The organism is Pseudomonas sp. 43(2021), from assembly GCF_017490805.1.
Lineage (GTDB): Bacteria > Pseudomonadota > Gammaproteobacteria > Pseudomonadales > Pseudomonadaceae > Aquipseudomonas.
This window is the reverse complement of record NZ_JAFGYJ010000020.1, coordinates 1-26,938: the sequence shown is the minus strand read 5'-3', so window position 1 is coordinate 26,938 and position 26,938 is coordinate 1. Positions and strand designations below refer to the sequence as shown.

28 protein-coding genes and 2 pseudogenes are annotated in these 26,938 nt (G+C 61.0%); 11 read left to right on the top strand and 19 right to left on the bottom strand.

The features are described from left to right. The first annotated feature begins 18 nt into the window (after positions 1-18). The 3 genes from J5M71_RS17745 (at position 19) to J5M71_RS17735 (ending at position 1,507) form a co-directional block, all read left to right on the top strand. Positions 19-612 (top strand): phosphoheptose isomerase, encoded by a 594-nt coding sequence (locus tag J5M71_RS17745; protein ID WP_012274070.1) that lies wholly within the window; start codon positions 19-21, stop codon positions 610-612. After that, the gene (locus J5M71_RS17740; protein ID WP_063913315.1) at positions 609-1,187 is read left to right on the top strand and encodes a BON domain-containing protein; all 579 of its coding nucleotides are present in this window, start codon (positions 609-611) and stop codon (positions 1,185-1,187) included. The genes J5M71_RS17745 and J5M71_RS17740 overlap by 4 nt, the downstream gene beginning before the upstream one ends. Before the next feature lie 101 nt (positions 1,188-1,288). Beyond that, the gene (locus tag J5M71_RS17735; RefSeq protein ID WP_046616516.1) at positions 1,289-1,507 is read left to right on the top strand and encodes a YgdI/YgdR family lipoprotein; all 219 of its coding nucleotides are present in this window, start codon (positions 1,289-1,291) and stop codon (positions 1,505-1,507) included. Between the two features lie 51 nt (positions 1,508-1,558). On the opposite strand, the gene J5M71_RS17730 is transcribed toward J5M71_RS17735, so the two are convergent. The 7 genes from J5M71_RS17730 to rplM all read right to left on the bottom strand — a co-directional run bounded on the left by J5M71_RS17730 (position 1,559) and on the right by rplM (position 6,419). After that, positions 1,559-1,984, bottom strand: a complete 426-nt coding sequence (locus J5M71_RS17730) for a ClpXP protease specificity-enhancing factor (RefSeq protein WP_207834508.1) — start codon at positions 1,982-1,984, stop codon at positions 1,559-1,561. A 10-nt stretch (positions 1,985-1,994) separates the two neighbouring features. Next, the gene (locus tag J5M71_RS17725) at positions 1,995-2,618 is read right to left on the bottom strand and encodes a glutathione S-transferase N-terminal domain-containing protein (protein WP_063913318.1); all 624 of its coding nucleotides are present in this window, start codon (positions 2,616-2,618) and stop codon (positions 1,995-1,997) included. 117 nt (positions 2,619-2,735) lie between these two features. Continuing rightward, on the bottom strand, positions 2,736-3,515 hold the full coding sequence (locus tag J5M71_RS17720; protein WP_207834506.1) for a cytochrome c1: 780 nt from the start codon (positions 3,513-3,515) through the stop codon (positions 2,736-2,738). Next, a complete protein-coding gene (locus J5M71_RS17715) occupies positions 3,515-4,726 on the bottom strand; it encodes a cytochrome bc complex cytochrome b subunit (RefSeq protein ID WP_025340560.1) in 1,212 nt (403 codons plus the stop codon). Before J5M71_RS17715 ends, J5M71_RS17720 begins: the two co-directional genes overlap by 1 nt. Continuing rightward, complete coding sequence (gene petA / locus J5M71_RS17710) at positions 4,726-5,319, bottom strand: ubiquinol-cytochrome c reductase iron-sulfur subunit (RefSeq protein ID WP_015271723.1); 594 nt, start codon at positions 5,317-5,319, stop codon at positions 4,726-4,728. The genes J5M71_RS17715 and petA overlap by 1 nt, the downstream gene beginning before the upstream one ends. Positions 5,320-5,583: 264 nt before the next feature. Beyond that, positions 5,584-5,976, bottom strand: a complete 393-nt coding sequence (gene rpsI, locus J5M71_RS17705) for a 30S ribosomal protein S9 (RefSeq protein WP_003260797.1) — start codon at positions 5,974-5,976, stop codon at positions 5,584-5,586. A 14-nt stretch (positions 5,977-5,990) separates the two neighbouring features. Continuing rightward, positions 5,991-6,419 (bottom strand): 50S ribosomal protein L13, encoded by a 429-nt coding sequence (gene rplM, locus J5M71_RS17700; RefSeq protein WP_003260798.1) that lies wholly within the window; start codon positions 6,417-6,419, stop codon positions 5,991-5,993. 256 nt (positions 6,420-6,675) lie between these two features. Between rplM and J5M71_RS17695 the strand changes: the two genes are divergently transcribed. Beyond that, positions 6,676-7,716 (top strand): NADP(H)-dependent aldo-keto reductase, encoded by a 1,041-nt coding sequence (locus J5M71_RS17695; RefSeq protein WP_207834504.1) that lies wholly within the window; start codon positions 6,676-6,678, stop codon positions 7,714-7,716. A 212-nt stretch (positions 7,717-7,928) separates the two neighbouring features. Then, positions 7,929-8,849: a GlxA family transcriptional regulator gene (locus tag J5M71_RS17690; protein WP_207834649.1), complete on the top strand. Its 921-nt coding sequence runs from the start codon at positions 7,929-7,931 to the stop codon at positions 8,847-8,849. A 33-nt stretch (positions 8,850-8,882) separates the two neighbouring features. Here J5M71_RS17690 and zapE read toward each other — a convergent pair whose 3' ends face one another. From zapE to J5M71_RS17675, 3 genes are all read right to left on the bottom strand, one after another. Beyond that, the gene (gene zapE, locus J5M71_RS17685) at positions 8,883-9,977 is read right to left on the bottom strand and encodes a cell division protein ZapE (RefSeq protein WP_207834496.1); all 1,095 of its coding nucleotides are present in this window, start codon (positions 9,975-9,977) and stop codon (positions 8,883-8,885) included. A gap of 164 nt (positions 9,978-10,141) precedes the next feature. Beyond that, positions 10,142-11,491, bottom strand: coding sequence for a tryptophan--tRNA ligase (locus J5M71_RS17680; protein WP_207834494.1), 1,350 nt, complete (start codon positions 11,489-11,491; stop codon positions 10,142-10,144). Positions 11,492-11,516: 25 nt separating this feature from the next. After that, on the bottom strand, positions 11,517-12,152 hold the full coding sequence (locus J5M71_RS17675) for an alpha/beta fold hydrolase (RefSeq protein ID WP_015271727.1): 636 nt from the start codon (positions 12,150-12,152) through the stop codon (positions 11,517-11,519). A gap of 135 nt (positions 12,153-12,287) precedes the next feature. Here J5M71_RS17675 and J5M71_RS17670 point away from each other — a divergent pair, with 135 nt between their 5' ends. After that, complete coding sequence (locus J5M71_RS17670) at positions 12,288-12,725, top strand: DUF1043 family protein (RefSeq protein ID WP_207834492.1); 438 nt, start codon at positions 12,288-12,290, stop codon at positions 12,723-12,725. Positions 12,726-12,989: 264 nt separating this feature from the next. On the opposite strand, the pseudogene J5M71_RS17665 reads toward J5M71_RS17670, so the two are convergent. Then, positions 12,990-13,127, bottom strand: a pseudogene (locus tag J5M71_RS17665) (PLP-dependent transferase); the annotation flags it as partial. A gap of 246 nt (positions 13,128-13,373) precedes the next feature. On the opposite strand from J5M71_RS17665, the gene J5M71_RS17660 reads away from it, so the two are divergent. Both J5M71_RS17660 and J5M71_RS17650 read left to right on the top strand, forming a co-directional pair. Next, positions 13,374-13,934: a lipid II-degrading bacteriocin gene (locus J5M71_RS17660; RefSeq protein WP_207834490.1), complete on the top strand. Its 561-nt coding sequence runs from the start codon at positions 13,374-13,376 to the stop codon at positions 13,932-13,934. 349 nt (positions 13,935-14,283) lie between these two features. Continuing rightward, positions 14,284-14,709 carry a hypothetical protein gene (locus J5M71_RS17650; protein WP_207834486.1) on the top strand — a complete coding sequence of 142 codons (426 nt, stop codon included), beginning with the start codon at positions 14,284-14,286 and terminating at the stop codon, positions 14,707-14,709. 198 nt (positions 14,710-14,907) lie between these two features. Here the strand turns inward: J5M71_RS17650 and J5M71_RS17645 are convergent, their stop codons facing one another. Continuing rightward, positions 14,908-16,104 carry a methionine gamma-lyase gene (locus J5M71_RS17645; protein ID WP_207834484.1) on the bottom strand — a complete coding sequence of 399 codons (1,197 nt, stop codon included), beginning with the start codon at positions 16,102-16,104 and terminating at the stop codon, positions 14,908-14,910. Positions 16,105-16,231: 127 nt separating this feature from the next. Here J5M71_RS17645 and J5M71_RS17640 point away from each other — a divergent pair, with 127 nt between their 5' ends. Continuing rightward, positions 16,232-16,711, top strand: coding sequence for an Lrp/AsnC family transcriptional regulator (locus J5M71_RS17640; RefSeq protein WP_063913325.1), 480 nt, complete (start codon positions 16,232-16,234; stop codon positions 16,709-16,711). A 244-nt stretch (positions 16,712-16,955) separates the two neighbouring features. On the opposite strand, the gene cysN is transcribed toward J5M71_RS17640, so the two are convergent. From cysN to J5M71_RS17625, 3 genes are all read right to left on the bottom strand, one after another. Further along, positions 16,956-18,857 carry a sulfate adenylyltransferase subunit CysN gene (gene cysN, locus J5M71_RS17635; protein ID WP_207834482.1) on the bottom strand — a complete coding sequence of 634 codons (1,902 nt, stop codon included), beginning with the start codon at positions 18,855-18,857 and terminating at the stop codon, positions 16,956-16,958. A gap of 15 nt (positions 18,858-18,872) precedes the next feature. Next, entirely contained in the window at positions 18,873-19,790 is a 918-nt protein-coding gene (gene cysD / locus J5M71_RS17630; protein WP_013974136.1) for a sulfate adenylyltransferase subunit CysD, read from the bottom strand. 237 nt (positions 19,791-20,027) lie between these two features. Then, positions 20,028-20,786, bottom strand: coding sequence for a Nif3-like dinuclear metal center hexameric protein (locus tag J5M71_RS17625; protein ID WP_207834480.1), 759 nt, complete (start codon positions 20,784-20,786; stop codon positions 20,028-20,030). Between the two features lie 167 nt (positions 20,787-20,953). On the opposite strand from J5M71_RS17625, the gene algW reads away from it, so the two are divergent. Then, positions 20,954-22,117 carry a Do family serine endopeptidase AlgW gene (gene algW / locus J5M71_RS17620; protein ID WP_207834471.1) on the top strand — a complete coding sequence of 388 codons (1,164 nt, stop codon included), beginning with the start codon at positions 20,954-20,956 and terminating at the stop codon, positions 22,115-22,117. Positions 22,118-22,289: 172 nt separating this feature from the next. Here algW and J5M71_RS17615 read toward each other — a convergent pair whose 3' ends face one another. The 4 genes from J5M71_RS17615 to J5M71_RS17600 form a co-directional block, all read right to left on the bottom strand. Continuing rightward, positions 22,290-23,054, bottom strand: a complete 765-nt coding sequence (locus J5M71_RS17615) for an amino acid ABC transporter ATP-binding protein (protein ID WP_003251792.1) — start codon at positions 23,052-23,054, stop codon at positions 22,290-22,292. Between the two features lie 10 nt (positions 23,055-23,064). After that, positions 23,065-24,162, bottom strand: coding sequence for an amino acid ABC transporter permease (locus J5M71_RS17610; protein ID WP_207834463.1), 1,098 nt, complete (start codon positions 24,160-24,162; stop codon positions 23,065-23,067). 10 nt (positions 24,163-24,172) lie between these two features. Then, positions 24,173-25,351 (bottom strand): amino acid ABC transporter permease, encoded by a 1,179-nt coding sequence (locus J5M71_RS17605; RefSeq protein ID WP_207834461.1) that lies wholly within the window; start codon positions 25,349-25,351, stop codon positions 24,173-24,175. A 67-nt stretch (positions 25,352-25,418) separates the two neighbouring features. Next, on the bottom strand, positions 25,419-26,447 hold the full coding sequence (locus J5M71_RS17600; RefSeq protein ID WP_013974141.1) for an amino acid ABC transporter substrate-binding protein: 1,029 nt from the start codon (positions 26,445-26,447) through the stop codon (positions 25,419-25,421). Positions 26,448-26,779: 332 nt separating this feature from the next. On the opposite strand from J5M71_RS17600, the pseudogene J5M71_RS17595 reads away from it, so the two are divergent. Continuing rightward, positions 26,780-26,938: pseudogene (locus tag J5M71_RS17595) on the top strand (alpha/beta hydrolase); the annotation flags it as partial.

The following is a 26,938-nucleotide window of genomic DNA, read 5'->3' as shown; positions in this document are numbered from 1 at the left end:
CCCATTTAAGGTCACCAGATGGACATGCAATCCCGAATTCGCCGGCTGTTCCAGGCCAGCATCGATACCAAGCAACAGGCAATGGACATCCTGGCACCGCACATCGAGCAGGCCAGCCTGGTCATGGTCAACGCGCTGCTCAACGAGGGCAAGATGCTCGCCTGCGGCAACGGCGGCTCGGCCGGCGATGCCCAGCATTTTTCCTCGGAGCTGCTCAACCGCTTCGAGCGCGAACGCCCGAGCCTGCCGGCCATCGCGCTGACCACCGACAGCTCGACCCTGACCTCGATCGCCAACGACTACAGCTACAACGAAGTCTTTTCCAAGCAGATCCGCGCCCTGGGCCAGCCCGGCGACGTTCTGCTGGCGATTTCCACCAGCGGCAACTCGGCCAACGTCATCCAGGCGATCCAGGCCGCACATGACCGCGAAATGATTGTCGTAGCATTGACTGGCCGTGACGGCGGCGGCATGGCTTCGCTGCTGCTGCCCGAAGACGTGGAAATCCGCGTACCTTCGACGGTTACCGCACGCATCCAGGAAGTCCACCTGCTGGCGATCCACTGCCTGTGTGATCTGATCGACAGCCAACTGTTCGGGAGTGAAGAATGACCCCTATGCGCCTCGGCCTGATGGCCCTGACCCTGTGCCTGAGCGTCACCGGTTGCAGCTCGGTACTGACCTCTACCCGCAATTCGCCGATCGAAGATGATCGCGGCACGCGCACCATCGGCAGCAAGATCGACGATTCGCTGATCGAAACCAAGGCCTCGGTCAATATCGCCAAGGCCAGCCCTGACCTGGACAAAGGTTCGCACATCGTTGTCAGCAGCTACAACGGCATCGTCCTGCTGGCCGGCCAGACCCCACGCGCCGACCTCAAGAGCCTCGCCGAGCAGACCGCCAGCCAGGTGCAGCGGGTCAAGAAAGTGCACAACGAACTGCAGGTGATGCAGCCCTCTTCCATCCTGGCGCGCAACAACGACGCCTGGTTGACCACCAAGATCAAGGCCCAGATGCTGACCGACAATGCCGTCCCCAGCTCGCGCATCAAGGTGATTACCGAGAACGGCATCGTCTACCTGCTCGGCCTGGTGACCCAGCAGGAGGCCAACTCGGCCACTGCCGTGGTACAGGGTGTGTCGGGCGTGCAGAAGATCGTCAAGCTGTTCGAGTACATCGACTGATTCACAGATTGCCTGTGCCGGCCTTTTCGCGGGCAAACCCGCGAAGAGGCCAGCACAGGCAACAACACTGCCCCACCTTTCGTAAACCCAGGAAACACCGCATGAAAAAGCTTCTGCTGCCCGCCCTGCTGTTCGGCACTTTCGCCACCCTGGCCGGCTGCTCCACCCCAAGCCTGATCACCCTCAACGATGGCCGTGAAATCCAGGCCGTCGACGCACCGAAGTTCGACCGCGACGCCGGCTTCTACGAGTTCCAGCAACTCGACGGCAAGCGCACCCGCATCAACAAGGACCAGGTACGCACCATCAGCGACCTGTAACCCAAAGTTGGCGGCAAAGAAAAAGGCGATCCGGTTGGATCGCCTTTTTTGTCACTTGACCACTTTCAGGCTTGGTCGCCCAGTCGGACGCGGCGGCTGGCCGCCCCCTTCCGGCGGGCCATCGTCATCCGGCTGTACATCATCGTCCTCAAGGTCGTCGCCATCCGGCGACTCCAGTTCGAAGACCATACCCTGGCCATTTTCGCGGGCGTAGATGCCCAGGATGGCGCCAACCGGCACGAACAGCGAGTGAGCCACGCCGCCGAAACGGCCCTCGAAGCTGACCGCATCGTTGTCCATGTGCAGGCTGCGCACGGCGCTTGGCGAGATATTCAAGACGATCTGGCCATCACTGGCGAAACCGTCCGGCACCTGGACTTTCGGGAACTCGGCATTGACCAGCATATGGGGCGTGCAATCGTTGTCGACGATCCACTCGTACAGTGCTCGAACCAGATAGGGGCGACTGGAGTTCATCAACGGCTCCTTAAAGCTTGCGCATTTCACGTTCTACGGAGGACAGGCTCGCCTGGAAAGGCTCGCGGGCGAACTGCCGCTCCATGTAATCCAGCAGCGGCTTGGCTTGCCGCGGCAACTCGATTCCCAACACCGGCAAACGCCAGAGTATGGGCAGTAGACAACAATCGACCAGGCTTTGCTCCTCGCTCATGAAACAGGCGAACTCGCCGAACAATGGCGAGACCCCGGTCAGGCTTTCGCGCAAGGCCTTGCGCGCCTCGGCACGAGCAGCCTCGCTGCTACGCGGGTCGAGCACGGTATCGGCCAGGGCACACCAGTCGCGCTGGATACGGTGCATCAGCAAACGGCTGTTGCCGCGCGCAACGGGGTACACCGGCATCAACGGCGGATGCGGGTAACGCTCCTCGAGGTATTCCATCACCACGGTCGATTCATACAACGCCAGGTCACGATCGACCAGGGTCGGCACGCTGCCGTAAGGGTTCACCTCGACCAGCTTGGGTGGCAGGCGACCAGGGTCGACATCGATGACCTGCACGCTGATGCCCTTCTCGGCGAGCACAAGGCGTACCCGATGAGAATAGTGATCAGCGGGGTCGGAATAGCAGGCTAACCTGTTGGTTGCGCCCATGTAGCGGCTCCTCGCACGGGATGCTTGTGAAACTGTAAATGAAAACGCGCCCGTGGTGACCTGGCAGATCTGCCAAGCCACCACGGGCGCGTTCAACAACCAGAAACTACTGCGTGATCAGTGCACGTCCTTCCAGTATTCACGCTTGAGCAAGTAGGCGAATACGAAGAAGAAAGCCAGGTACAGCAACACGTAGGTACCGATGCGCTGGCTTTCCAGTTTGACCGGGTTGGCCGAATAGGCCAGGAAGGTCACCAGGTTCTTGACCTTCTCGTCGAACTGCTCGGTCGTCAGGGTACCGGAATTCGGCGTAATGGTCAGCTGGTCGCAGGCTTCATGGGTTATCGGGGTGCCGGTCAACGGGTCGAATTGCTTCTTGCCATCGATCACGGTCTGCACCTGCTTGCAACCAACATGCTGGTTGCCCTGCAGGCCAACCAGTACGTTGGGCATGCCGACGTTCGGGAACACCTTGTTGTTCACCCCGTAAGGCCGCGACGGGTCCTCGTAGAAGCTGCGCAGGTAGGTGTACAGCCAGTCGGTGCCACGCACCCGGGCAACCAGGGTCAGGTCGGGCGGTGCCGCACCGAACCAGGTCTTGGCGTCACTGGGCTTCATGCCGATCTGCATGTGGTCACCGATCTTTGCCCCCGTGAACACCAGCTTCTCCAGCATCAGCTCGTGCGGGATGCCCAGGTCATCGGCCACCCGCTCGTAACGCTGGAACTTGGCACTGTGGCAACCCATGCAATAGTTGGCAAAGGTACGCGCACCGTCCTGCATGGCGGCCTTGTCACTCAGGTCGATGTCGACCTTGTCCAGCTCCAGGCCGGGTTCGGCCGCGAAGGAAAAGGCAGGCATCACTGCCAGCAAAAATACTGCAATCAACTTTTTCATCAGCCAGTCACCCTTTCCGGAACCGGTTTGGTCTTCTCGAGCCTTGTGTAGAACGGCATCAGCAGGAAGTAGGCGAAGTACAACACCGTGCACACCTGCGACAGCAAGGTACGCCCAGGTGTCGGCGCCAGTACGCCCAGCACGCCGAGGATGACGAAGGCCACGCAGAACACCAGCAGGAAGAGCTTGCTGATCCAGCCCTTGTAGCGCATTGAACGCACCGGGCTGCGGTCGAGCCAGGGCAGCACGAACAGCACGGCAATCGCCGCACCCATGGCGATAACACCCATCAGCTTGTCAGGTACCGCACGCAAGATCGCGTAGAACGGTGTGAAGTACCACACAGGCGCAATGTGCTCTGGAGTCTTGAAGGCGTTGGCCTGCTCGAAGTTCGGTTTTTCCAGGAAGTAACCGCCCATTTCCGGGAAGAAGAACACCACGGCGCAGAACACGAACAGGAACACCACCACGCCGACAATGTCCTTGACGGTGTAGTACGGGTGGAACGGGATACCGTCCAGCGGGATACCGTTTTCGTCCTTTTTCTTCTTGATGTCGACGCCATCGGGGTTGTTCGAACCCACTTCGTGAAGGGCAAGGATGTGCAGCACCACCAGGCCGAGAATCACGATTGGCAGGGCGACCACGTGCAGGGCGAAGAAGCGGTTCAGGGTGATGCCCGAGATCAGGTAGTCACCGCGGATCCACTGGGTAAGGTCGCCACCGATCACCGGGATGGCACCGAACAGCGAGATGATCACCTGGGCACCCCAGTACGACATCTGGCCCCACGGCAGCAGGTAGCCCATGAACGCTTCGGCCATCAGCGCCAGGTAGATCAGCATGCCGAACAGCCATACCAGTTCACGCGGCTTCTGGTAGGAGCCGTAGAGCAGGCCTCGGAACATGTGCAGGTAGACCACGATGAAGAACGCCGATGCACCGGTGGAGTGCAGGTAGCGCAGGATCCAGCCGTATTCCACGTCACGCATGATGTACTCGACCGAGGCGAACGCCTCTTCCGCCGAGGGCGTGAAGCTCATGGTCAGCCACACACCGGTGACGATCTGGTTGACCAGCACCAGCAGCGCCAGGGAGCCGAAGAAGTACAGGAAGTTGAAGTTCTTGGGCGCGTAATACTTGCTCAGGTGGTCTTCCCACATCTTGGTGGCGGGGAAGCGAGCATCAATCCAGTCCATGAACTTGCTCATCATGCGTTCTCCTGGTCAACGCCGATGACGACGATCTCGTCCGACTCGTAAGAGTGCGGTGGCACGGGCAGGTTGAGAGGCGCCGGCTGCGACTTGTAGACACGGCCAGCCAGGTCGTAGTGGGAGCCGTGGCACGGGCAGAAATAGCCACCGACCCATTTCGGGCCGAGGTCGGCGGGTGCGACTTCCGGGCGGAAGGTAGGCGAGCAGCCCAGGTGCGTGCACAGGCCGACGAGGATGAGGATTTCCGGTTTGATCGAACGAACCTGCGGATCGACGTAGGTCGGCTGCACCGAGGCCTTGGACTCGGGGTCAGCCAGATCACCGACGACTTTTTTCAGGTTGCCGAGAATCTCGTCCGTTCGCCGCACGATGAACACAGGCTGGCCACGCCACTCGGCCACCATCTGCTGCCCGGCCTCGACCTTGGCGATATTGACCTTCACCGGTGCACCCGCGGCTTTCGCCTTGGCACTGGGAAACCATGACCCCACGAACGGTACCGCAGCCCCCACTGCCCCCGCCGCCCCGACTACGGATGTCGCGGCTACGAGGAAGCGGCGCCGGCCTGCGTTGACGCCGTCATTGCTCATTCAGTCCTCTCCCATCAGCTTGCTTGGCCTGTTGAACCAGACCCTGTACTTAGGTTGTGTCAATGGCGCTAAAAATTGGCCGCCATGGTAAGAAACAAATCCACACACTGACAAGGTGATTACCCCAACCAGGGGCGACTACCCGTGCTTTGCTTGATCTGCGTCTATGCGACAAGTGGTCACTGACATGCTGACAGGTTAGTTCAAGACATAAAAAAAGCCCGGTTCCAAGGAACCGGGCTTTTTTCGACTGCCGAAGCGGTATTAACGCTTGGAGTACTGAGGACGCTTACGCGCTTTACGCAGACCCACTTTCTTACGCTCGACTTCACGAGCGTCGCGGGTGACGTAGCCAGCACGACGCAGAGCGCCACGCAGGGTTTCGTCGTATTCCATCAGAGCGCGGGTGATACCGTGACGGATCGCACCGGCTTGACCGCTGACACCACCACCGGAAACGGTGACGTAGATGTCGAACTTCTCAACGGTTTCGGTCAGCTCGAGCGGCTGACGAACAACCATGCGAGCGGTTTCGCGACCGAAGAACACGTCCAGAGAACGGTTGTTGATGGAAATGTTACCAGTACCCGGACGCAGGAATACGCGAGCGGTTGCGGTCTTGCGACGGCCAGTGCCGTAGTTTTGAGTCGCCGACATAATGAACTATCCCGTTAGATCTTCAGTTCTTGAGGCTGCTGAGCAGTGTGTGGGTGAGCAGCACCCGCGTACACTTTCAGCTTGCGGTACATGTCGCGACCCAGCGGGTTCTTCGGCAGCATGCCTTTGACCGCAGTTTCGATAACACGCTCAGGGGCCTTGGCGATCAACTTCTCGAAGTTGATTTCCTTGATGCCGCCCGGGAAACCGGAGTGGGAGTAGTACATCTTGTCGGAAGACTTGGCACCAGTCACACGAACCTGTTCAGCGTTGATAACGACGATGTAGTCGCCGGTGTCAACGTGAGGGGTGTATTCTGGTTTGTGTTTGCCACGCAGACGGCTAGCGATTTCGGTAGCCAGACGACCCAGGGTCTGGCCAGCGGCGTCGACTACGAACCACTCGCGCTTTACTGTTTCCGGTTTAGCAGTAAAAGTTTTCATTCTCTAAAGCCTCAGAGGCCGCCCAGCGAAAAATAGACGGCGAATCTTACTGGATAGTGCACAGCTTGCCAAGGGCAAGCGCGCAGCCGAACGCTGACGCTTTGGGGGCTCGGGTCAGGCACGCCAATGTTCGACGGGGTTCTTCCTGCGTGGTGGTGCATCACTTCCGCCACACGGAGAGGTGCCGAATTATCCAGATTGCGCGAAAAATTTCAACCTGCTTTGATGAGCTTCTTTGCCAAGGAGTGTCTACCCGATGGAATACCGCCAGCTCGGCCGTACCGACCTCACCGTCAGCGCCCTGTGCCTGGGCACCATGACCTGGGGCGAACAGAACGTCCAGGCCGAGGCCTTCGAGCAGATTGCCCGGGCCAAGGCCGCGGGGGTCAACTTCATCGACACCGCCGAGATGTACCCGGTGCCGCCCCGCCCCGAAACCTATGCCGCCACCGAGCGCATCATCGGCAACTGGTTCCGTGACAATGGCGATCGCGACGACTGGGTGCTGGCCAGCAAGGTCGCCGGCCCCGGCAACGGCATCAGTCACATCCGCGACGGCCAGCTCAAGCATAACCGCCAGCACATCGTCGCGGCGCTGGACGAGAGCCTCAAGCGCCTGCAGACCGACCGCATCGACCTGTACCAGCTGCACTGGCCCGAGCGCAGCACCAACTTCTTCGGCAAGCTGGGCTACCAGCACCTGCCACAGGACCACTTCACCCCGTTGGAAGAAACCCTCGAAGTGCTCGACGAGCAGGTGCGCGCGGGCAAGATCCGCCACATCGGCCTGTCCAACGAAACGCCGTGGGGCACCATGAAGTTCCTGCAACTGGCCGAAAGCCGCGGCTGGCCACGGGCGGTATCGATCCAGAACCCGTACAACCTGCTCAACCGCAGCTTCGAAGTGGGCCTGGCGGAAGTGGCCATCCGCGAACAGTGCGGCCTGCTGGCCTATTCGCCGCTGGCGTTCGGCATGCTTTCCGGCAAATACGAGAACGGCGCACGCCCGGAAAAGGCACGCCTGACCCTGTTCAGCCGCTTTGCCCGCTACTCCAACCCACAGACTGTGGCGGCCTGCAGCCGCTATGTGCAACTGGCCCGCGAACATGGCCTGGACCCGGCGCAGATGGCCCTGGCGTTCGTCACCCGGCAGCCGTTCGTGACCAGCAACATCATTGGTGCGACCAGCCTCGAGCAGCTGGACAGCAACCTGGCCAGCCTCGAGCTGAGCCTCAGTGATGAACTGCTGGCGGCGATCGAGGCGATTCACCAAGAGCAGCCGAACCCGGCGCCTTGAGCCGACCCTGTGCCGGTTTCTTCGCGGGCGAGCCCGCGAAGAAACACGCGCAGTCCGGCAGGCTAGACACAATCGCCAAAAAATAAGACGATCCAGCCGGTGATTGACCACTCTACCCTATAAGAACAATGACAATGATGTTTACCCAACCCCCCGCGTCGCTGCGGCGCGTCAGCATCCTGGCCATTGACAAGGTGTTCGCTTCGACCTTGATGCAGGCCAAGGACTTCTTCCACCTCGCCAGCTTGCGCTACGGCAAACAGCTGGGCCTGGGCCTGCAGCCCATGTTCGAGATCCGCCTGGTGAGCCCGGACGGCCAGCCCGTGGACAGCTTCAGCCATGTGCAACTGCCGGTCGACGGCGGCCTGGACGACGCCGATGTGATCATCCTCCCGGCTTTCTGGGACGACTTCGACAACCTGCTGCAACGTTATCCACAGGTGCTGCCGTGGCTGCGTGAACAGCATGCCCGCGGCGCGGTGCTGTGCGCCGAGGCCAGTGGCGTGTTCTGGCTGGCCGAATCCGGCCTGCTCGACGGCAAGGAAGCGACCACCTACTGGCGCTTCTTCACCAGCTTTGCCGAACGCTTCCCGAAGATCCGCCTGAACCAGGACAAGCACCTGACCGACGCCGACAATATCTATTGTGCTGGCGGCGCCACTTCAGCCTGCGACCTGTACATCTACCTGATCGAACGCTTCTGCGGCGCCAACGTGGCCCGCGCCGTGTCCCGCGACATCCTCTACGAAGTACAGCGCAACTACACCCCCGGGCGCATGGGCTTTGGCGGGCAGAAGCTGCACCAGGACCTGATCATCCTGCAGATCCAGCATTGGCTGGAGGAACACTTCGCCGACAAGTTCCGCTTCGAGGACGTGGCTCGCAACCACGGCATGAGCATTCGCAACTTCATGCGCCGCTTCCAGGGCGCGACGGGGGACAAACCGCTGCACTACCTGCAACGGTTGAGGATCGAGACGGCCAAGGGGTTGCTGTCGAGCACGCGCAAGAGCATCAAGACCATCAGTTACGAGGTCGGCTATGACGATGCCAGTTTCTTTGCGCGGCTGTTCCGCCAGCACACCGAGTTGTCGCCGAACCAGTATCGGCAGCAGTTCATGCAGGAGGCTTGAGGCCTTCCGGGGCTGCTTTGCAGCCCCGGATTCTCAGGGCTTGTGCGCCCGCGCCAGGAACTCGTGCGACTGCATCTCCAGCAAGCGGCTCAGGGTGCGCTGGAACTCGAAGGCCAAGCGCCCGCCGGTATACAGGTCCTTGAGCTCCACCTCGGCCGAGATGATCAGCTTGACGTTGCGGTCGTAGAACTCGTCCACCATGTTGATGAAGCGGCGGGCGATGTCGTCGGTGGTGACGCCCATCTGCTCCACGTTGCTCAACAGCACGGCATGGAAGATCTTGCCCAGCTCGATGTAGTCGTTCTGGCTACGAGGGCCGTCGCACAGCGCGCGGAAGTCGAACCAGGCCACGTCGTCACAGGTCAGCAGGGCCTGGATCGGGCGATTCTCGATCATCAGCACGTCGTTCTCGACCGCCTGGGTGCACTCAGGAGTCAAGGCCTTGAAGCTGGCGCGCAGGCTCTGGTGCGCCGCCTCATCGAGCGGGTAGTGGTACAGTTCGGCCTGCTCGAGGTGACGCAGACGATAGTCGACCCCGCTGTCGACGTTCACCACGTCGGTGTACTGCTTGATCATGGCGATGGCCGGCAGGAAGCGCGCGCGCTGCAGGCCGTCCTTGTACAGGCCGTCGGGCACGATGTTGGAGGTAGCCACCAGCGATACGCCGTTCTTGAACAACTCTTCCATCAGGGTGCCGAGGATCATCGCGTCGGTAATGTCCGACACGAAGAATTCGTCGAAGCAGATCACCTTGGCTTCTTCGCTGAAGCGCCTGGCGATGATGGTCAGCGGGTTCTTCTCGCCCTTGAGGGTTTTCATTTCCTCGTGCACACGCTTCATGAAGCGGTGGAAGTGCGTGCGCATCTTCTGCTTGAACGGCAGCGCCTCGAAAAAGGTATCGACCAGGTAGGTCTTGCCGCGCCCTACCCCACCCCAGAAGTACAGGCCCTTGACCGGGGTCTGCTCCTTCTTGCCGAACAGCTTGCCGAACACGCCCGGCTTGTTGTTCTGCGCGTGTACCAGGTCGTCGTACAGGCGCTGCAGGTGACGCACCGCAGTTTCCTGCGCCGCGTCATGGAAGAAGTCGGGACGTTTCAGATCTGCTTGATATCGTTCTAGGGGCGTCATGATTCGTTAGCGAGGCAACAAAAAACGGGCCGTCACTGTAGCGACAGGCCCGCTTAATGGCAATGCGACTTGCGTCAATATGCCTCATCCAGACCAACTAAGTGCTGGATGGCACCGGCTTTGCCGGTGTTCGCGGGTAAACCCGCTCCTACAGGCGAAATGCCTCAGTCCTGTTGTGGCTGAAGCGCTGCACGCAGGCTTTGAATGGCTGCATCACGGGCTTCGGCGCTGTCGAACTGCGGTCCGTCGGCAACCTGTTCGCCGTTCAGCCACAGGCCAAAGCCCAGGCCTTCGACGCGCACATCCGCCTCGCCACCCTGCTGCAACTGCTTGCTCACGGCGCCGGCGCTCTTGCCGTCGGCGAAGCTGCGCGACAGCAGCAGTTGTTCACCGTCGGCGGCCAGCAGACGGAAGCGGAAGCTGCCGTCTTCGTCACGGAAGCTGACAAAACGTGCACTCTTGGCGGCCTTCTTCTTCACTTCGGTGCTGGCCTGCACGCTGCTGCGGAACGAACGCAGGCCAACGGCCTCGCGCAGCTGCTCGAGGAACGGCGTGGCGATCTTGCGGGCCTTGGCGGCGCCGGCCAGCAGGATGTCTTCCAGGTCCGCCGGGCGGGCGATCAGCTGGTGGTAGTACTCGCGCTTCTCGGCCAGCTGGCCATCCAGCAGCTGGAACAGCCGCTGCTTGGCTTCACCCCAGCCCAGGCCCTGCAGCAGCTCTTCACGGAACTCGGCGCACTGCGCCGGCGTCGAGAAGGCCTGGAACAGGGTGAACAGGTGCGCGTTGTCCGGGTCTTTCGCTTCGCCAGGCGCACGCGAGTCGGTGACAATGCGCGAGATGGCGTCCTTCATGTCCTTGGCGCTGGTGAACAGCGGGATGGTGTTGTCGTAGCTCTTGGACATCTTGCGCCCGTCCAGGCCCGGCAGGGTCGCCACGCTCTCCTCGATCACCGCTTCCGGCAGGGCGAAAAAGTCCTTGCCCTGGCCGAACAGGTGATTGAAGCGCTGGCCGATGTCGCGGGCCATTTCCACGTGCTGGATCTGGTCACGGCCGACCGGCACCTTGTTGGCGTTGAACATCAGGATGTCCGCGGCCATCAGCACCGGGTAGCTGTACAGGCCCATGGTCACGCCGGCATCCGGGTCTTCGCCGTTTTCCAGGTTCTTGTCCACCGAAGCCTTGTAGGCATGCCCGCGATTGAGCAGTCCCTTGGCGCTGACGCAGGTCAGCAGCCAGGTCAGCTCGGGGATTTCCGGGATGTCGGACTGGCGGTAGAAGGTCACCTTGTCCGGGTCGAGGCCACCGGCCAGCCAGGTGGCGGCGATTTCCAGGCGCGAACGCTGGATGCGCAGCGGGTCGTCGCACTTGATCAGGGCGTGGTAGTCGGCCAGGAAGTAGAACGAGTCGACACCGGGCTGCTGGCTGGCACGGATCGCCGGGCGAATGGCGCCGGCGTAGTTGCCCAGGTGCGGAGTGCCGGTGGTGGTGATACCGGTAAGAATGCGCGTGGTCATGGGTGTTCGCTTATTCAGGCTTGGCTCAGTTCGAAAGGCGCGGCAGCAGCAGATCCTTCAGATCGGTCAGCTTGCCATGGAAGAAGTGTCCGCATTCTGCCACTTTCAGCAGCTCATGGGGGCGCGACAGGCTGTCGGACCAATCGTAAACCAGCTGCGGCGCGACGACTTCGTCGGCGTCCGGCTGCACCACGGTGATCGGGCAGCGCTGCGGCAGCGGGAACTCCGCCGTCAGGCGCATGACCGCCGGGGCGATCATGAACAGCTGTTGCAGCTCTACTCCGGCAGCTTCCAGGCGGCCGGCCAGGCTGGTGGCGACGAAGCCGCCGAACGAGAAACCCATCAGCACCAGCGGCAGGCCCAGGTGCTTTTCGCGCAACCAGGCCGCAGCGGCCTCGGCATCGGCCACTTCCCCAGCGCCCATGTCATGACTGCCGGCGCTCTGCCCGACGCCACGGTAGTTGAAACGCAGGGTCACATAGCCGGCGTCACGGGCGGTGCGCTGCAGGGTCGAGACCACCTTGTTGAGCATGGTGCCGCCCTGGACCGGGTTGGGGTGGCAGATCAGCACCACGCCACGGGCATTGGCCACGTCCAGGTACAAGGCTTCCAGCTGGCCACTGGGGCCATCGATGAACAAGGGGGTTTCGCGGACAAGCAAGGCACTACTCCGTGACCTCGGGAGGGGTCGATTCGTCTAGGTGAGGAATTCTGTTCTGATTTGCGATCGCTCGCGGTATACAGCGCAGGTCTGAGCCGTTAACGTAAAGCAAAGCCGTTTATAGAGGAAGGACTCGTGGAACTCTCGCTCCTTGTTTGGTTGTTGCCGACCCTGGCCCTGGTCATCGGCGTGGTAGTCGGTTTCGTCGTCGCTCGCCTGCTGCCCAATGCCGCGCCGAGCAGCACCCAGCGTCAGCTGGATGACATCCAGAAGCGTTTCGACAGCTACCAGAACGAAGTGGTCACCCACTTCAATAGCACCGCCGTGCTGGTCAAGAAACTGACCCAGAGCTACCAGGACGTCCAGGACCACCTGGCCGAAGGCGCCAACAGCCTGGCCCTTGATGACGTCACGCGCCAGCGCCTGCTGGCCGCCCTGCACTCCGAAGGCAGCCAGGGCCCACGCGACCGCCTGACCCCACCGAAGGACACCGCCGAAGTGCCACGCGACTACGCGCCGAAAGCGCCGAACGCGCCGGGCATGCTCGACGAGAGCTACGGGCTCAAGCGTTGATCTGCCGAACATGACAAAGGCCTCGCAAGAGGCCTTTTTTGTGGGCTGGATTCACTGGCCTCTTCGCGGGCACGCCCGCTCCCACAGGTACGCCACCGCATCCGAAATCTGCGCAATGCCTGTGGGAGATTGCCCAGCCCTTGGCCTGCACTGTCGCGTAGATAACTGAAATTGCGAGCAATCCCACAGGGCCCCTGCTAACTCAATGAGTTATGGGCAGTTCTATGAAAGGGGCGTGCCCGCGAAGAGGACCGCCCAGGCAACCTAGCTGCAAGCCTTTAACGCCTGCTCGACATCCGCCAGCAGGTCCTCCACATCTTCCAACCCCACCGACAAGCGCACCAGCCCCTCCGATATCCCGTGATGCGCCCGCTCCTTCGCAGTATGGCTGGATTGCGTAATGCATCGCCCAGCCTGCCTTGATGCGCCCAAGCAGCAAGATCCTACAAATCATCAGGTGTGGTCCTACACCCTGTTTGGCCGCTCTTCTGACATACAAAAAAGTCGTCATTAGGCACACTATAAAAACATTCAGAACGGCCTATGGCATAAGAATATTGAAACACCCTCTCATGTCCATTCGCGTAACCAAGAGCGCTCGCAGGGCTTCCCTACTGAAATTTTCAATAACCCACTCAGAGATGACATATGGGTATTGAACTTCCGGCTTTGTATATCTATCCAAATAATTACGGCACAAGTCGTCCTAATGGCTTACAAACACCACACCCCGCAGCCATGATAGGTCGTGCCATTGAGGAGCGTAGCGCTGGCTATGCACAAGGCCACTGGAGGGAAAGGCTAAACCTGCATCCTCCTAAAATGCAGTACACCCGTCCCATCGCTTTTACGCTTGACGGTTTCCTGATTCGTGAACTCAAAGCTGGGTCTGGTGCAGACGCAATAATGCTGGCCAATTCGAGCATCAGTATTCCAGATGCTTGGAACAAAGCATTTGAGTACACCAAAGCAAATCTTGATACTGCCCCCTTAGCTCAACCTATTGAATTTTCTGGGGGGTGGTTCACTCCGTTCAGAGCAATTTCACACTGGCTTTTAGGGAAAGGGCAGCAGGCTAAAGTCAACATAAACAATATAGGCATCGCACCCGAATTGCATAAAATCCCTCAACTACAGGCAACATTCGCTAGAGCAAGCGCAGGCACTAGTCGGATTGATGTCACCTTCCCATATAACACAGGCGGATAGTAATATATCACGCATCTACCTAGGTTCTATTACCCTACGAGTTATTGGCGACCTGAATAAGGGTAGTGACGGAAAGCTCATTTTCGTCGGTGTGGTTCGCGCCTATTCGGATAAATATGATGCAAATGCGAGCAGCCACCGCGGCGGGTTCGACGAGAAAGCCACGACACTGCTTCGTGAAGTTGGACGCGTTGCAAATGCACAAGACTACGAAATTCTAATTGAAGGCGACCTACCGCTAAACATAGCAAATTAATGGGAGGCCGCGACAACGAAGCGCAGCACGGGCGACACCATTGAATTGGCTTTTATTCTATACTATCCTAGCCCACTGACTTCAAGGTGGATTATGAATATCTCGAAAACGCTCTGTACAGCCACGGCCTCAGCCTTGAACGTAATTGCAACAGCACTATTGTTTAGCGCTTCGGAAGCTGCGCTCGAAAACCCTGGTGACCCGTATGACACTTCAGGCATACCCGCGTTATCGATGTATATAGTACTGCTAATAATTTCTACCACATTTTCAGTATTTTTCATGCTTGGAGGAACGATAGCAAACAAGCTGCTCACTGGCAAACTACCCAAGGCCATCAGACTTTTTCTTGAATTTATCCCAACTTTCGCGACAGCAACTCTTGGTATTTTTGTTTCCTTCGCTTACACCGACAACACAATATCGATGAACATGACTGCGCTTATTTATTTCCTATCAGCCGGATTCTCACTTGCTGCTGCGATTTTTCTTCAAAAGAAACCCAGGAAGCGGACCTGACTATCAGGTTCTCGGCTGCAACAGTGGCGGCCTGATCATCAGGAACCGTATGCTCTACGACATTGACGATACGCCGTTGTTTGCTCTCTCTTCGGGCGACCACACCATTGACATCAGCTTTGCACCACCTAACTAGCTTAATGTCAGCATCCAGTGATGCCGTAACGGTTTTTGCCGCGAAGAGAGAGCTTCGGCAATTTACCTACACGCGTCCAGCGCCTGCTCGACATCCGCCAGCAGGTCCTCCACATCCTCCAGCCCCACCGACAAGCGTACCAGCCCCTCCGATATCCCGTGATGCGCCCGCTCCTGCGGCGTATAGCTGGAATGGGTCATGCTCGCCGGGTGCTGCGCCAGCGACTCGGCATCGCCCAGGCTCACCGCCCGGGCAAACAGTTGCAGGGCATTCATGAACCTGCGCCCGGCCTCGATACCGCCCTTGAGCTCGAAGGCGATCATCCCGCCCGGCAAACGCATCTGCCGCTGCGCCAGCTCGTACTGGGCAAACGTCGGCAACCCCGGGTAGTGAATCAGCTCCACCTGCGGCTGCCGAGCCAGAAACTCCGCCACCTGCTGGGCATTGGCGCAATGTCGGTCCATGCGCAGGGCCAAGGTCTTGATCCCGCGCATCAGCAGCGCTGCGTCGTGGGGTGACAGGACCGCCCCGGTCATATCCTTCAACCCTTCCAGGCGGATACGGTCAATCAGCGCCTTGCGTCCCACCACCAGGCCGGCAGTGATATCACCGTGGCCACTGAGGTACTTGGTCGCCGAATGCACCACCAGGTCCGCTCCCAGCTCCAGCGGCCGCTGCAGGTAGGGCGTGCAGTAGGTGTTGTCGACCACCACATGTACATCATGCCCGCGCACCGCCTCGGCCACCGCGGCGATATCCACCAGTTGCATGTTGGGGTTGGCCGGCGTTTCGAAGTAGATCATTCGTGTTTTGCTGTTGATCGCCGACTTCAGGGCCTTGGCATCGTTCAGGTCGACATGGCGGATTTTCACGCCGAATTCGCCAATGCCATGGTGCAGGAAGGCAAAGGTGCAGCCGTACAGCGTGCGCCCGACGATCAGCTCGTCACCGGGCCGCAGCAGGGTCCAGATCGTCGAGGTAATGGCCCCCATGCCCGACGCCAATGCCAGCCCCGCCTCGCCGCCCTCCAGCGAGGCCATGCGCTGTTCCAGCAGGGCCAGGGTCGGGTTGGAGATGCGGCTGTAGAAATGGCCGGGCTCCTCCCCTGCGAAGCACGCAGCGCCGTATTCCACGGTGGGGAAGGCATAGGTAGCGGTCTGGTACACCGGCGGCACCAGGGCGCCGCCGTGGGAAAGCGGGTCGTAGCCATGGTGAATGGCCCGTGTGGAAAAACCGGTGTTGTTATGGGAGTCGCGCATCGCAACAGCCTCTTGTGGTTTGTTATAAGCTTATGCCGCCGAGCTGCCCGATTTTTTCCAAAGTTACCCACGCATCCGCGTGCTTGCTGGAACAAAAACAATAATTACCGGATCAGGAGGGCAAAACATGCCTTCAAGCCTCGACCGCACCGACCGCGCCCTGCTCGCCGCCCTGCAGGACAACGCCCGCCTCACCGTTGCCGAACTGGCCGACAAGGTGGCACTGACCACCTCGCCCTGCTGGCGACGGGTCAAGCTGCTGGAGGACAACGGCTACATCACCGGCTACCAGGCCATCCTCTCGCCCAAGTCGCTGGGGTTTGGCGTGACCGCGTTCGTCAGCATCATGATGGACTCGCACACCAAGGACATGGCGCTGGCGTTCGAGCAGCGGTTGATGGAGATTCCCGAGATTGTCGCCTGCCACAACATTTCCGGGAGGTATGATTTTCTGCTGGAGATCCTGGCGCGGGACCTGGAGTCGTTCGGCGAATTCACCCGCGAAGTGCTGCAGCGGTTACCGGGGGTGAAGGAGATCTATTCGAGTTTTTCCTACAAGGCGGTGAAGGAACGGCGGGTGATACCGGTGTCGGAGAAACATATCTGAACGGCATGCGCGATCCAATTGGGGGCAACTGCCTTGCTCAAAATCGAGAAGCTTGCGCAGTCCCTGTGGGAGCGGCTTCAGCCGCGAACACCGGCACAGCCGGTGCCATCCACCGCGCCGCCTGCTTCGCGGGTGAACCCGCTCCCACAGGTACAGCGTGAGCCCGAAACATGCGCTGTATCTGCGGGAAAGAGGAATAAAAAACCCCGCCGAAGCGGGGTTTTTCTTTCAGGCAGCCTGGCGCTTAGATCGCGCCACGCTGACGCAACACGTCCAGCACCTGCTTCACGCCCTCTTCCACGCTGGTGGCCTGGGTGTCGATCACCAGGTCCGCGTCCAACGGCACATCGTACGGGAAGCTTTCGCCCGGGATGTTGTCGCCACCAGCCGCGTACAGGCCTTGCGGGTCGCGCTCGCGGCAGGCCAGCGGCGAGGCCTGGACGTAAACGGTCACCAGGCGCTCCTTGCCGATCAACGCCTTGGCCTGTTCGCGGCCTTCGGCATCCGGGGCCACGAACGCAGCCAGGGTCAGCAGACCGGCTTCGTTGAACTGGCGCGCTACATGGGCGGCGCGGCGCCAGTTCTCGGTACGGCCGGCGCGGTCCTGCGGCAGGCCCTTGTTCAGGTCGTGGCGCAGGTTCTGGCCATCGAGCACGTACACCGCACGGCCCATGTCGAACAGCTTGCGCTCCACGGCGTAGGCCAGGGTGCTCTTGCCTGCGCCGGACAGGCCGCTGAACAGCACGGTGGCTGGCTGCTGGCCGAAGCGCAGGGCGCGCTCTTCGGTGGCCACATGGCACAGCTTGCCATGATGGCCGGTGCTGCCGTGCGGCAGCACTGGCGGGGCGATGATCATGCCGGCGCCGACAGTGCCGTTGGTCAGGCGGTCGATGACGATGAACGCACCGGTGGTGCGGTTGCTGTCGTAACCGTCCAGGGCGATCGAGGCGTCCAGGGACACCTTGACGCGGCCGATCTCGTTCAGTTGCAGTGCGCTGGCAGCGCCCTGCTCCAGGGTGTTCACATCGACCTTGTGGGTGATGCTGGCAATCGAGCCCGGCACGTAGCTGGTAGCGCGCTTGATGTCGTATTTCTTGCCCGGGAGCATCGGCTCCTCGGCCATCCACACCAGCATGGCGTCAAACTGGTCGGTGACCGGCGGGACGTTGTCGGCATGCACCAGCAGGTCGCCACGGGAGATGTCGATCTCGTCTTCCATGGTCAGGGTCACGGCCTGGCCAGGGCCTGCGTTTTCCAGTTCACCTTCGTAGGTGACGATGGACTTGACGCGGCTGCTCTTGCCCGACGGCAGCACGACGATTTCGTCACCCTTGTGCACCACGCCGCTGGCAATGGTACCGGCGAAGCCACGGAAGTTCAGGTTGGGGCGGTTGACGTACTGCACCGGGAAGCGCAGGTCGGTGAAGTTACGGTCGGCCGACACTTCGACGGTTTCGAGGATTTCCATCAGCGTCGGGCCGGCGTACCACGGCGAACGCTCGCTGGGGTTGACCACGTTGTCACCCTTGAGCGCCGACATCGGCACGAAGTGCAGGCTGCTCGGGGTCAGGTTGATGGCGTCGGCGAACTTCAGGTAGTCGGACTTGATCGACTCGAAGACGTCCTGATCGAAGCCTTTGAGGTCCATCTTGTTGACCGCGACCACGATGTGCTTGATGCCCAGCAACGAGGCAATGTAGCTGTGGCGGCGGGTCTGGGTCTGCACGCCGTAGCGGGCGTCGACCAGGATGATCGCCAGGTCGCAGGTGGACGCGCCGGTGGCCATGTTGCGGGTGTACTGCTCATGGCCCGGGGTATCGGCAATGATGAACTTGCGCTTGGCGGTGGAGAAGTAGCGGTAGGCGACATCAATGGTGATGCCCTGCTCGCGCTCGGCCTGCAGGCCGTCGACCAGCAGTGCCAGGTCGACTTCCTCGCCGGTGGTGCCGACTTTCTTCGAATCACGGGTGATGGCCTCGAGGTGGTCCTCGTAGATCATCTTCGAGTCGTGCAGCAGACGCCCGATCAGGGTGCTCTTGCCGTCGTCAACGTTGCCGCAGGTCAGGAAGCGCAGCAGTTCCTTGCGCTCGTGCTGGGCCAGGTAGGCGAGGATGTCCTCGCTGATCAGATCAGATTGGTGCGACATGGAGTAACCCTGAAATTAGAAGTAGCCTTGGCGTTTCTTGTCTTCCATGGAACCGGCGCCATCGTGGTCGATGACACGGCCCTGGCGTTCGGACGTACGGGTCAGGAGCATTTCCTGAATGATGTCCGTCAGGGTCTCGGCTTCCGACTCGACAGCGCCCGTCAGCGGGTAGCAGCCGAGGGTACGGAAACGCACCTTCTTCTTGACGATGCGCGCTTTCTCTTCATCGGTGAGATGTTCGAGGATGCGCTCGTCGTCGATCATGATCAGGGTGCCGTTCTTCTCGATGACCTCACGCTCGGCGGCGAAGTACAGCGGCACGATCGGGATACCTTCGAGGTAGATGTACTGCCAGATGTCCAGCTCGGTCCAGTTCGACAGCGGGAAGACACGGATCGACTCGCCCTTGTTGACCTTGCCGTTGTACACGTTCCACAGTTCCGGGCGCTGGTTCTTCGGGTCCCAGCGGTGCTTGCTGTCACGGAACGAGTACACGCGCTCCTTGGCCCGCGACTTCTCTTCGTCGCGGCGCGCGCCACCGAAGGCGGCGTCGAAACCATGCTTGTCCAGCGCCTGCTTCAGGCCCTGGGTCTTCATGATGTCGGTGTGCTTGGAGCTGCCATGGGTGAACGGGTTGATGCCCTGCGCCACACCCTCGGGGTTGACGTGGGTGATCAGCTCCAGGCCCATTTCCTCGACCATCTTGTCGCGGAAGCTGTACATCTCCTGGAATTTCCACTGGGTGTCGACGTGCATCACCGGGAACGGCAGCTTGCCCGGGAAGAAGGCCTTGCGCGCCAGGTGCAGCATCACGGCGGAATCCTTGCCGATCGAGTACAGCATCACCGGGTTGTCGAACTCGGCGGCCACCTCGCGGATGATGTGGATGCTCTCCGCCTCCAGCTGTTTCAAGTGCGTCAGTTTGTCGACCATGGCTACTCACGAAAAACGATCTTATGGACGGCCTGCGGGCCGTGTTCGAGCGAGCCACTTTATCACAGCGGCTGCTTCTATTTAGGAGGCCGGCTAGATCGAAAAAGTCTAACGATATGACTGGGGGTTTGGGCTGGAATTGGGCCGCTCTGCGGCCTTTCGCGGGCACGCCCGCTCCCACAGGTGCAGCGCGTACTTGTGGGAGCGGGCGCACCCGCGAAGAAGGCGACGCCGATGTCAGATCGGGTTCGGGCAATCGATGAACAGGTGCTCCACGGCAAACCGCCGCGCCAGGTAATCACCCAGCGCCTGCACCCCATAGCGCTCGGTGGCATGGTGCCCGGCGACAATGAAGCTGACACCATTCTCGCGGGCACTATGATAGGTCTGCTCCGACGCCTCGCCCGTCAGGTACAGGTCTACCCCGGCCGCGATCGCCGTGTCGATGTAGCCCTGCCCGCCCCCGGTGCACCAGCCGACCCGACTGATCATCTGCTCGCCTTCGACCAGCAACGGCTCACGCCCCAGCACCTCCCGCACCCGCCGGGCAAAGTCGCGCGCGGTCACTGGCTCGGCCAGCGAGCCGACCAGCCCGACCACCTTGGGGTTTTCCGGGTCCAGCGGCCCTTCGACGGTGATGTCCAGCTGCCGCGCCAGTTGCACGTTGTTGCCCACATCCGGGTGCACGTCCAGCGGCAGGTGGAAGGCCAGCAGACTGATGTCGTTGTTCAACAGGGTCTTCAGCCGACGCTGCCGGATGCCGGTGACGCACGGGTTCTCACCCTTCCAGAAGTAGCCATGGTGCACCAGCACCAGGTCGGCCTGGGCCTCGACCGCCGCATCCAGCAACGCCTGGCTGGCGGTAACACCGCTGACGATGCGGCTGACCTGCGGCCGGCCTTCTACCTGCAAACCGTTGGGGCAATAATCCTGGATCTTCGCGCTGCCCAGGTAACGCTCGGCTTCCTCGACCAGGGTGTTCAGAGCGACAGCCATGAAAATCTCCTCGAAATCTGCGTTTTTCTCGGGCACAACGCCCATGCAACGCCCGTATAATGCCGGCCATTATGAGCCGTCGCCGGCACTGGGGGAACCGGTGTATGATCGCGCGCGCTCATGCCCCACCGCGCGGCCACCGTACCCGCTCTTTCCAGGATTCATTCATGTTCAAGGCTTTGCGTTACTTTGGCTGGCCCCTGCTTACCGGCCTACTGATCGCCATGCTGATCATCCAGCGCTTCCCGGAATGGGTCGGCCTGCCCAGCCAGGACGTCAACCTGCAGCAGGCACCGCAGACCTCGCGGATCATGCAAGGCCCGGTGTCCTACGCCGATGCCGTGACCCTGGCCGCCCCGGCGGTGGTCAACCTGTACACCACCAAGGTGGTGAACAAGAGCGCCCACCCGCTGTTCGAAGACCCGCAGTTCCGCCGTTTCTTCGGTGACAACCTGCCCAAGCAGCGCCGCTGGGAATCGAGCCTGGGCTCGGCGGTGATCATGAGCCCCGAGGGCTACCTGCTGACCAACAACCACGTCACCAGTGGCGCCGACCAGATCGTCGTCGCCCTGAAGGATGGCCGCGAAACCTTGGCCCGGGTGATTGGTAGCGACCCGGAAACCGACCTGGCGGTGCTGAAGATCGACCTGAAGAGCCTGCCAGCGATCACCATCGGCCGCTCCGACAACATTCACATCGGCGACGTGTCGCTGGCCATCGGCAACCCGTTCGGCGTCGGCCAGACCGTGACCATGGGCATCATCAGCGCCACCGGCCGCAACCAGCTGGGCCTGAACAACTACGAAGACTTCATCCAGACCGACGCGGCGATCAACCCGGGCAACTCCGGGGGTGCGCTGGTGGATGCCAACGGCAACCTGATCGGCATCAACACCGCGATCTTCTCCAAATCCGGTGGTTCGCAGGGCATCGGTTTTGCCATCCCGGTAAAACTGGCGCTGGAGGTGATGAAGTCGATCGTCGAGCACGGCCAGGTCATCCGTGGCTGGCTGGGCATCGAGGTACAGCCGCTGAGCCAGGAACTGGCCGAGTCGTTCGGCATGAAGGACCGCCCGGGCATCGTGGTGGCGGGAATCTTCCGCGAGGGGCCGGCGGCGAAGGCCGGGCTGCAGCTGGGTGACGTGATCCTGAGCATCAACGGCGAGCCAGCCGGTGACGGGCGCAAATCGATGAACCAGGTGGCGCGGATCAAGCCCAACGAGAAGATCACCATCGAGGTGATGCGCAATGGGCAGCAATTGAAGCTGATCGCCGAGGTGGGGCTGCGGCCGCCACCGGCGCCGGCAGTCGCCAAAGAAGAAGAGAAGTAACGCTGCAATCCTGGCTGTTTCGCAAACCTGTGGGAGCGGCCTTGCGTCGCGATGGGGCGCGTAGCGGCCCCAGGATTTCAGCTTCGCAGCATATATCCCTGGGGCCGCTTTGCGGCCCTTTCGCGACGCAAGGCCGCTACCACAGTGGACCGCGTCAGCGGCCCCTCTTGCATCAATGCAGGATCTGGCTCAGGAACAACTTGGTCCGGTCACTGCGCGGCCGGTCGAAGAAGTCATCCGGCGCCGCCTGCTCGACGATCTCGCCCTTGTCCATGAAGATCACCCGGTTCGCCACGGTCCGGGCAAAGCCCATCTCGTGGGTCACGCAAAGCATGGTCATGCCATCTTCGGCCAGGCCCACCATGGTATCGAGCACTTCCTTGACCATTTCCGGGTCCAGCGCCGAGGTCGGTTCGTCGAACAGCATGATCTTCGGCTTCATGCACAACGCACGGGCAATCGCCACACGCTGCTGCTGGCCACCGGACAACTGCCCAGGGTACTTGTGCGCCTGCTCCGGAATACGCACCCGCTCCAGGTAATGCATGGCGATTTCCTCGGCCTTGCGCCGGGGCATCTTGCGCACCCACATCGGTGCCAGGGTGCAGTTCTCCAGGATGCTCAGGTGCGGGAACAGGTTGAAGTGCTGGAACACCATGCCCACCTCACGGCGGATCGCCTCGATCTGCTTGAGATCGTTGGTCAGCTCCACGCCATCGACCACAATGCGCCCCTGCTGGTGCTCTTCCAGGCGGTTGAGGCAACGGATAGTGGTGGACTTGCCCGAGCCGGACGGCCCGCACAGCACGATGCGCTCACCCTGGCGCACGTTCAGGTTGATGTCCTTGAGCACATGGAACTGGCCGTACCACTTGTTCACGCCCTGCATCTGGATGATGCCTTCGGGGCCGGCAGGCTGCTTGATCGCTTCACTCATTTCGAAACTCCTAACGCTTGTGGCCAGTGTCCAGCTTGCGCTCCAGATGCATGGAGTAGCGGGACATACCGAAACAGAAAATCCAGAACACCAGGGCGGCGAACACGTAGCCCTCGGTAGCCATGCCCAGCCAGGCCGGGTCGGCGGCAGCTTGCTTGACGCTGTTCAGCAGGTCGAACAGGCCGATGATGATCACCAGGCTGGTGTCCTTGAACAGGGCAATGAAGGTGTTGACGATGCCAGGGATCACCAGCTTGAGCGCCTGCGGCAGAATCACCAGGCCCATCGCCCGCCAGTAACCCAGGCCCATGGCCGCGGCGGCTTCGTACTGGCCCTTGGGGATAGCCTGCAGGCCGCCCCGCACCACCTCGGCGATGTACGCCGACTGGAACAGGATCACGCCGATCATCGCCCGCAGCAGCTTGTCGAAGCTCATGCCCTCGGGCAGGAACAAAGGCAGCATCACCGACGACATGAACAGCACCGTGATCAACGGCACGCCGCGCCAGAACTCGATGAAGGTCACGCACACCACCTTCACCGCCGGCATCTTCGAACGCCGCCCCAAGGCCAGCAGGATGCCCAGCGGCAAGGCGCCGACGATGCCCACGGTGGCGATCACCAGGGTCAGCATCAGCCCGCCCCACTGGCTGGTCGCTACGTTTTCCAGGCCCAGGACGCCCCCGTGCAGCAGGGTGTAGGCCAGCACGGGGTACAGCACCAGGAAGCCCAGGCCATAGAAGGCCTTGCGCGGGAAACGCTTGATGAACAGTGGCGCGGTGCCGAGCACGGCAAGCCACACGGTCAGGTCCACGCGCCAGCGCAGCTCGGCCGGGTAGTAGCCGTACATGAACTGGCCGAAGCGCTGCTGCACGAACACCCAGCAGGCGCCCTCCTTGGTGCAGTCGGCACGGGTGGTGCCGACCCAGTTGGCGTCAAGCAACGCCCACTGCAGCAACGGCGGCACGATCAGCCACACCAGATAGATGGCGAACAGGGTCAGCAGCGTGTTGAGCCAGCTGGAGAACAGATTGGCACGCATCCATGCGAGCACGCCGACGGTTTTCACCGGTGGCGGCATATCGGGTTTGAAAACATGGGCATTCACGGGCGTATCCTCACCGCTCGATCAGCGCAATGCGCTTGTTGTACCAGTTCATCAGCAGCGAAATGCTGATGCTGATGGCGAGATAGACACTCATGGTGATGGCGATCACCTCGATGGCCTGGCCGGTCTGGTTGAGCACGGTACCGGCGAACAGCGAAACCATCTCCGGGTAGCCGATACCGGCCGCCAGCGACGAGTTCTTCGCCAGGTTCAGGTACTGGCTGGTCAGCGGCGGAATGATCACCCGCAGTGCCTGGGGGATGATCACCTTGCGCAGGGTCGGGCCCTCGCGCAGGCCCAGCGAGCGCGCGGCCTCGGTCTGGCCATGGCTGACCGAACGGATACCGGAGCGCACGATTTCGGCGATGAACGCTGCGGTATAGATGGTCAACGCCAGGGTCAACGCCAGCAGCTCGGGGATCAGCACCCACCCGCCGACGAAGTTGAATCCTTTCAATTGCGGCACTTCCCAGTGCACCGGGCTGCCGAACAGCAGTACGCAAACGCCCGGAATGGCGATGAACAGCGCCAGCCCCACCCAGAACTTGTGGAACGGTACACCGGTCTCGTCGAAGCGCTTGTTGGCAAAGCGCACCATTACCACGATGGCCAGCAGCGCCAGGACTAGGGCCACGACGAACGGCCAGAAGCCTTCGGCCATGGACGCGCCGGGCATGTTAAGGCCACGGTTGCTGATGAAGAAGGTGTCGTCGATATTGATACTGCCCCGCGGTCCCGGCAGGGTCAGGAACACGGCGAAGTACCAGAACAGGATCTGCAACAACGGCGGGATGTTGCGGAAGGTCTCCACATACACGGTCGCCAGCTTGTTGATCATCCAGTTCGGCGACAACCGCGCCACACCGATGATGAAGCCGAGGATGGTCGCCAGCACCACACCGATGAAGGTCACCAGCAGGGTGTTGAGCAGGCCGATGACGAACACCCGCGCATAGCTGTCGGATTCCACATAGGGAATCAGGTGCTGGGCGATGCCGAAGCCGGCACTGCGGTCGAGAAAGTCGAAGCCCGAGGTGATACCCCGGTGTTGCAGGTTGGTTTGCGTGTTGTGGAACAGGTACCAGCCCAGGCCGACCACGAAGACGATCGTGAGGATCTGGAACAGCCACGCGCGCACACGCGGATCGTTAAGGGACAAGCCCTTGGGTGCGCCGATTTGATTTTGCATGAAGTGCCCCGGACAGTAGGGATTCGAACAGCCTGCGGCGGCGGGATGCCGCCGCAGGGTGCAGCCATCAGCGCACAGGTGGCGCGTACTGGATGCCGCCGTTGTTCCACAGGGCGTTCATGCCACGGTCGATCTTCAGGTCGGTGCTCTGGCCCAGGTTCTTCTCGAACACTTCGCCGTAGTTACCGACTTGCTTCACGATTTGCACTACCCAGTCCTTGGGCAGCTTGAGGTCCTTGCCGTACTCACCATCCGCGCCCAGCAGGCGGGCTACGTCCGGGTTCTTGGTGCTCTTGGCTTCGGCCTCGACATTCTTCGAGGTGATGCCCGCCTCTTCGGCGTTGAGCATGGCGAACAGGGTCCACTTGACGATGCTGAACCATTCTTCGTCGCCCTTGCGCACCACCGGGCCCAGCGGTTCCTTGGAGATGGTTTCCGGCAGTACCACGTACTCGGTCGGCGCGGCCAGCTTGGAGCGCTGGGCGAACAGCTGCGACTTGTCCGAGGTCAGCACGTCGCAACGGCCCGACTCCAGCGACTTGGCGCTTTCGTCCGAGGTGTCGAAGGTGATCGGGGTGTACTTCAGGCCATTGGCGCGGAAGTAGTCCGATACGTTCAGCTCGGTGGTGGTACCGGCCTGGATGCAGATAGTCGCGCCATCGAGTTCCTTGGCGCTGGATACACCCAGCTTTTTGTTGGCCAGGAAGCCAACGCCGTCGTAGTAGGTAACACCGGCGAATACCAGGCCCATGCCGGCATCACGCGAGCTGGTCCAGGTGGTGTTGCGCGACAGCACGTCGACTTCGCCCGACTGCAGGGCGGTAAAGCGTTCCTTGGCGTTGAGCTGGCTGAACTTGACCTTGGTGGCATCGCCGAACACGGCGGCGGCCACGGCGCGGCACACGTCGGCGTCGATACCAACGATCTTGCCCTGCGCATCAGGTACCGAGAAGCCTGGAAGACCGTCGCTCACGCCACACTGGACGAAGCCCTTCTTCTTTACCGCATCGAGGGTGGCGCCGGCCTGGGCGTTGCTCACGGCGCCCAGCGCGGCGGCAGCGGTCAGGACTGCCAGGGTGGTTTTCAACATCTTCATTCACAACCTCCAAATCGCTCTTGTTGTATCGAGCCGGAATTGCACCGCACCCTTTTGAGGCGTGTCCGACCCGTATTGGCTTGTTATTGGGTCAAATGGCGCAATGGACTGTTCTGTGACAGCCTTCGCGTGCTAAGGGTGTTACCGTCACGGCCTGCCCTTTGCATCACAGGTTGAATTGCAAAGCGCGTACCAAAATTTCTGGCTGTAGCGTTTAAGCGCTCGTCAAGTAGGGAAAGTTGTATCGTTGCGACATTCTTTTTCAGACAATCATTTCCAGCGCCTTCTTTTCACGCACGCCATAACAAGACCCGCACACTTTCGGAGCAGTCATGACCAACCCGTTGATTCTCGAACCGCAGAAAACCGCAGACGCCTGTGTGATCTGGTTGCACGGTCTGGGTGCCGACCGTTACGACTTCCTACCAGTGGCCGAATTCATGCAGGAACGCCTGCTCAGCACCCGTTTCGTCATGCCCCAGGCACCCACC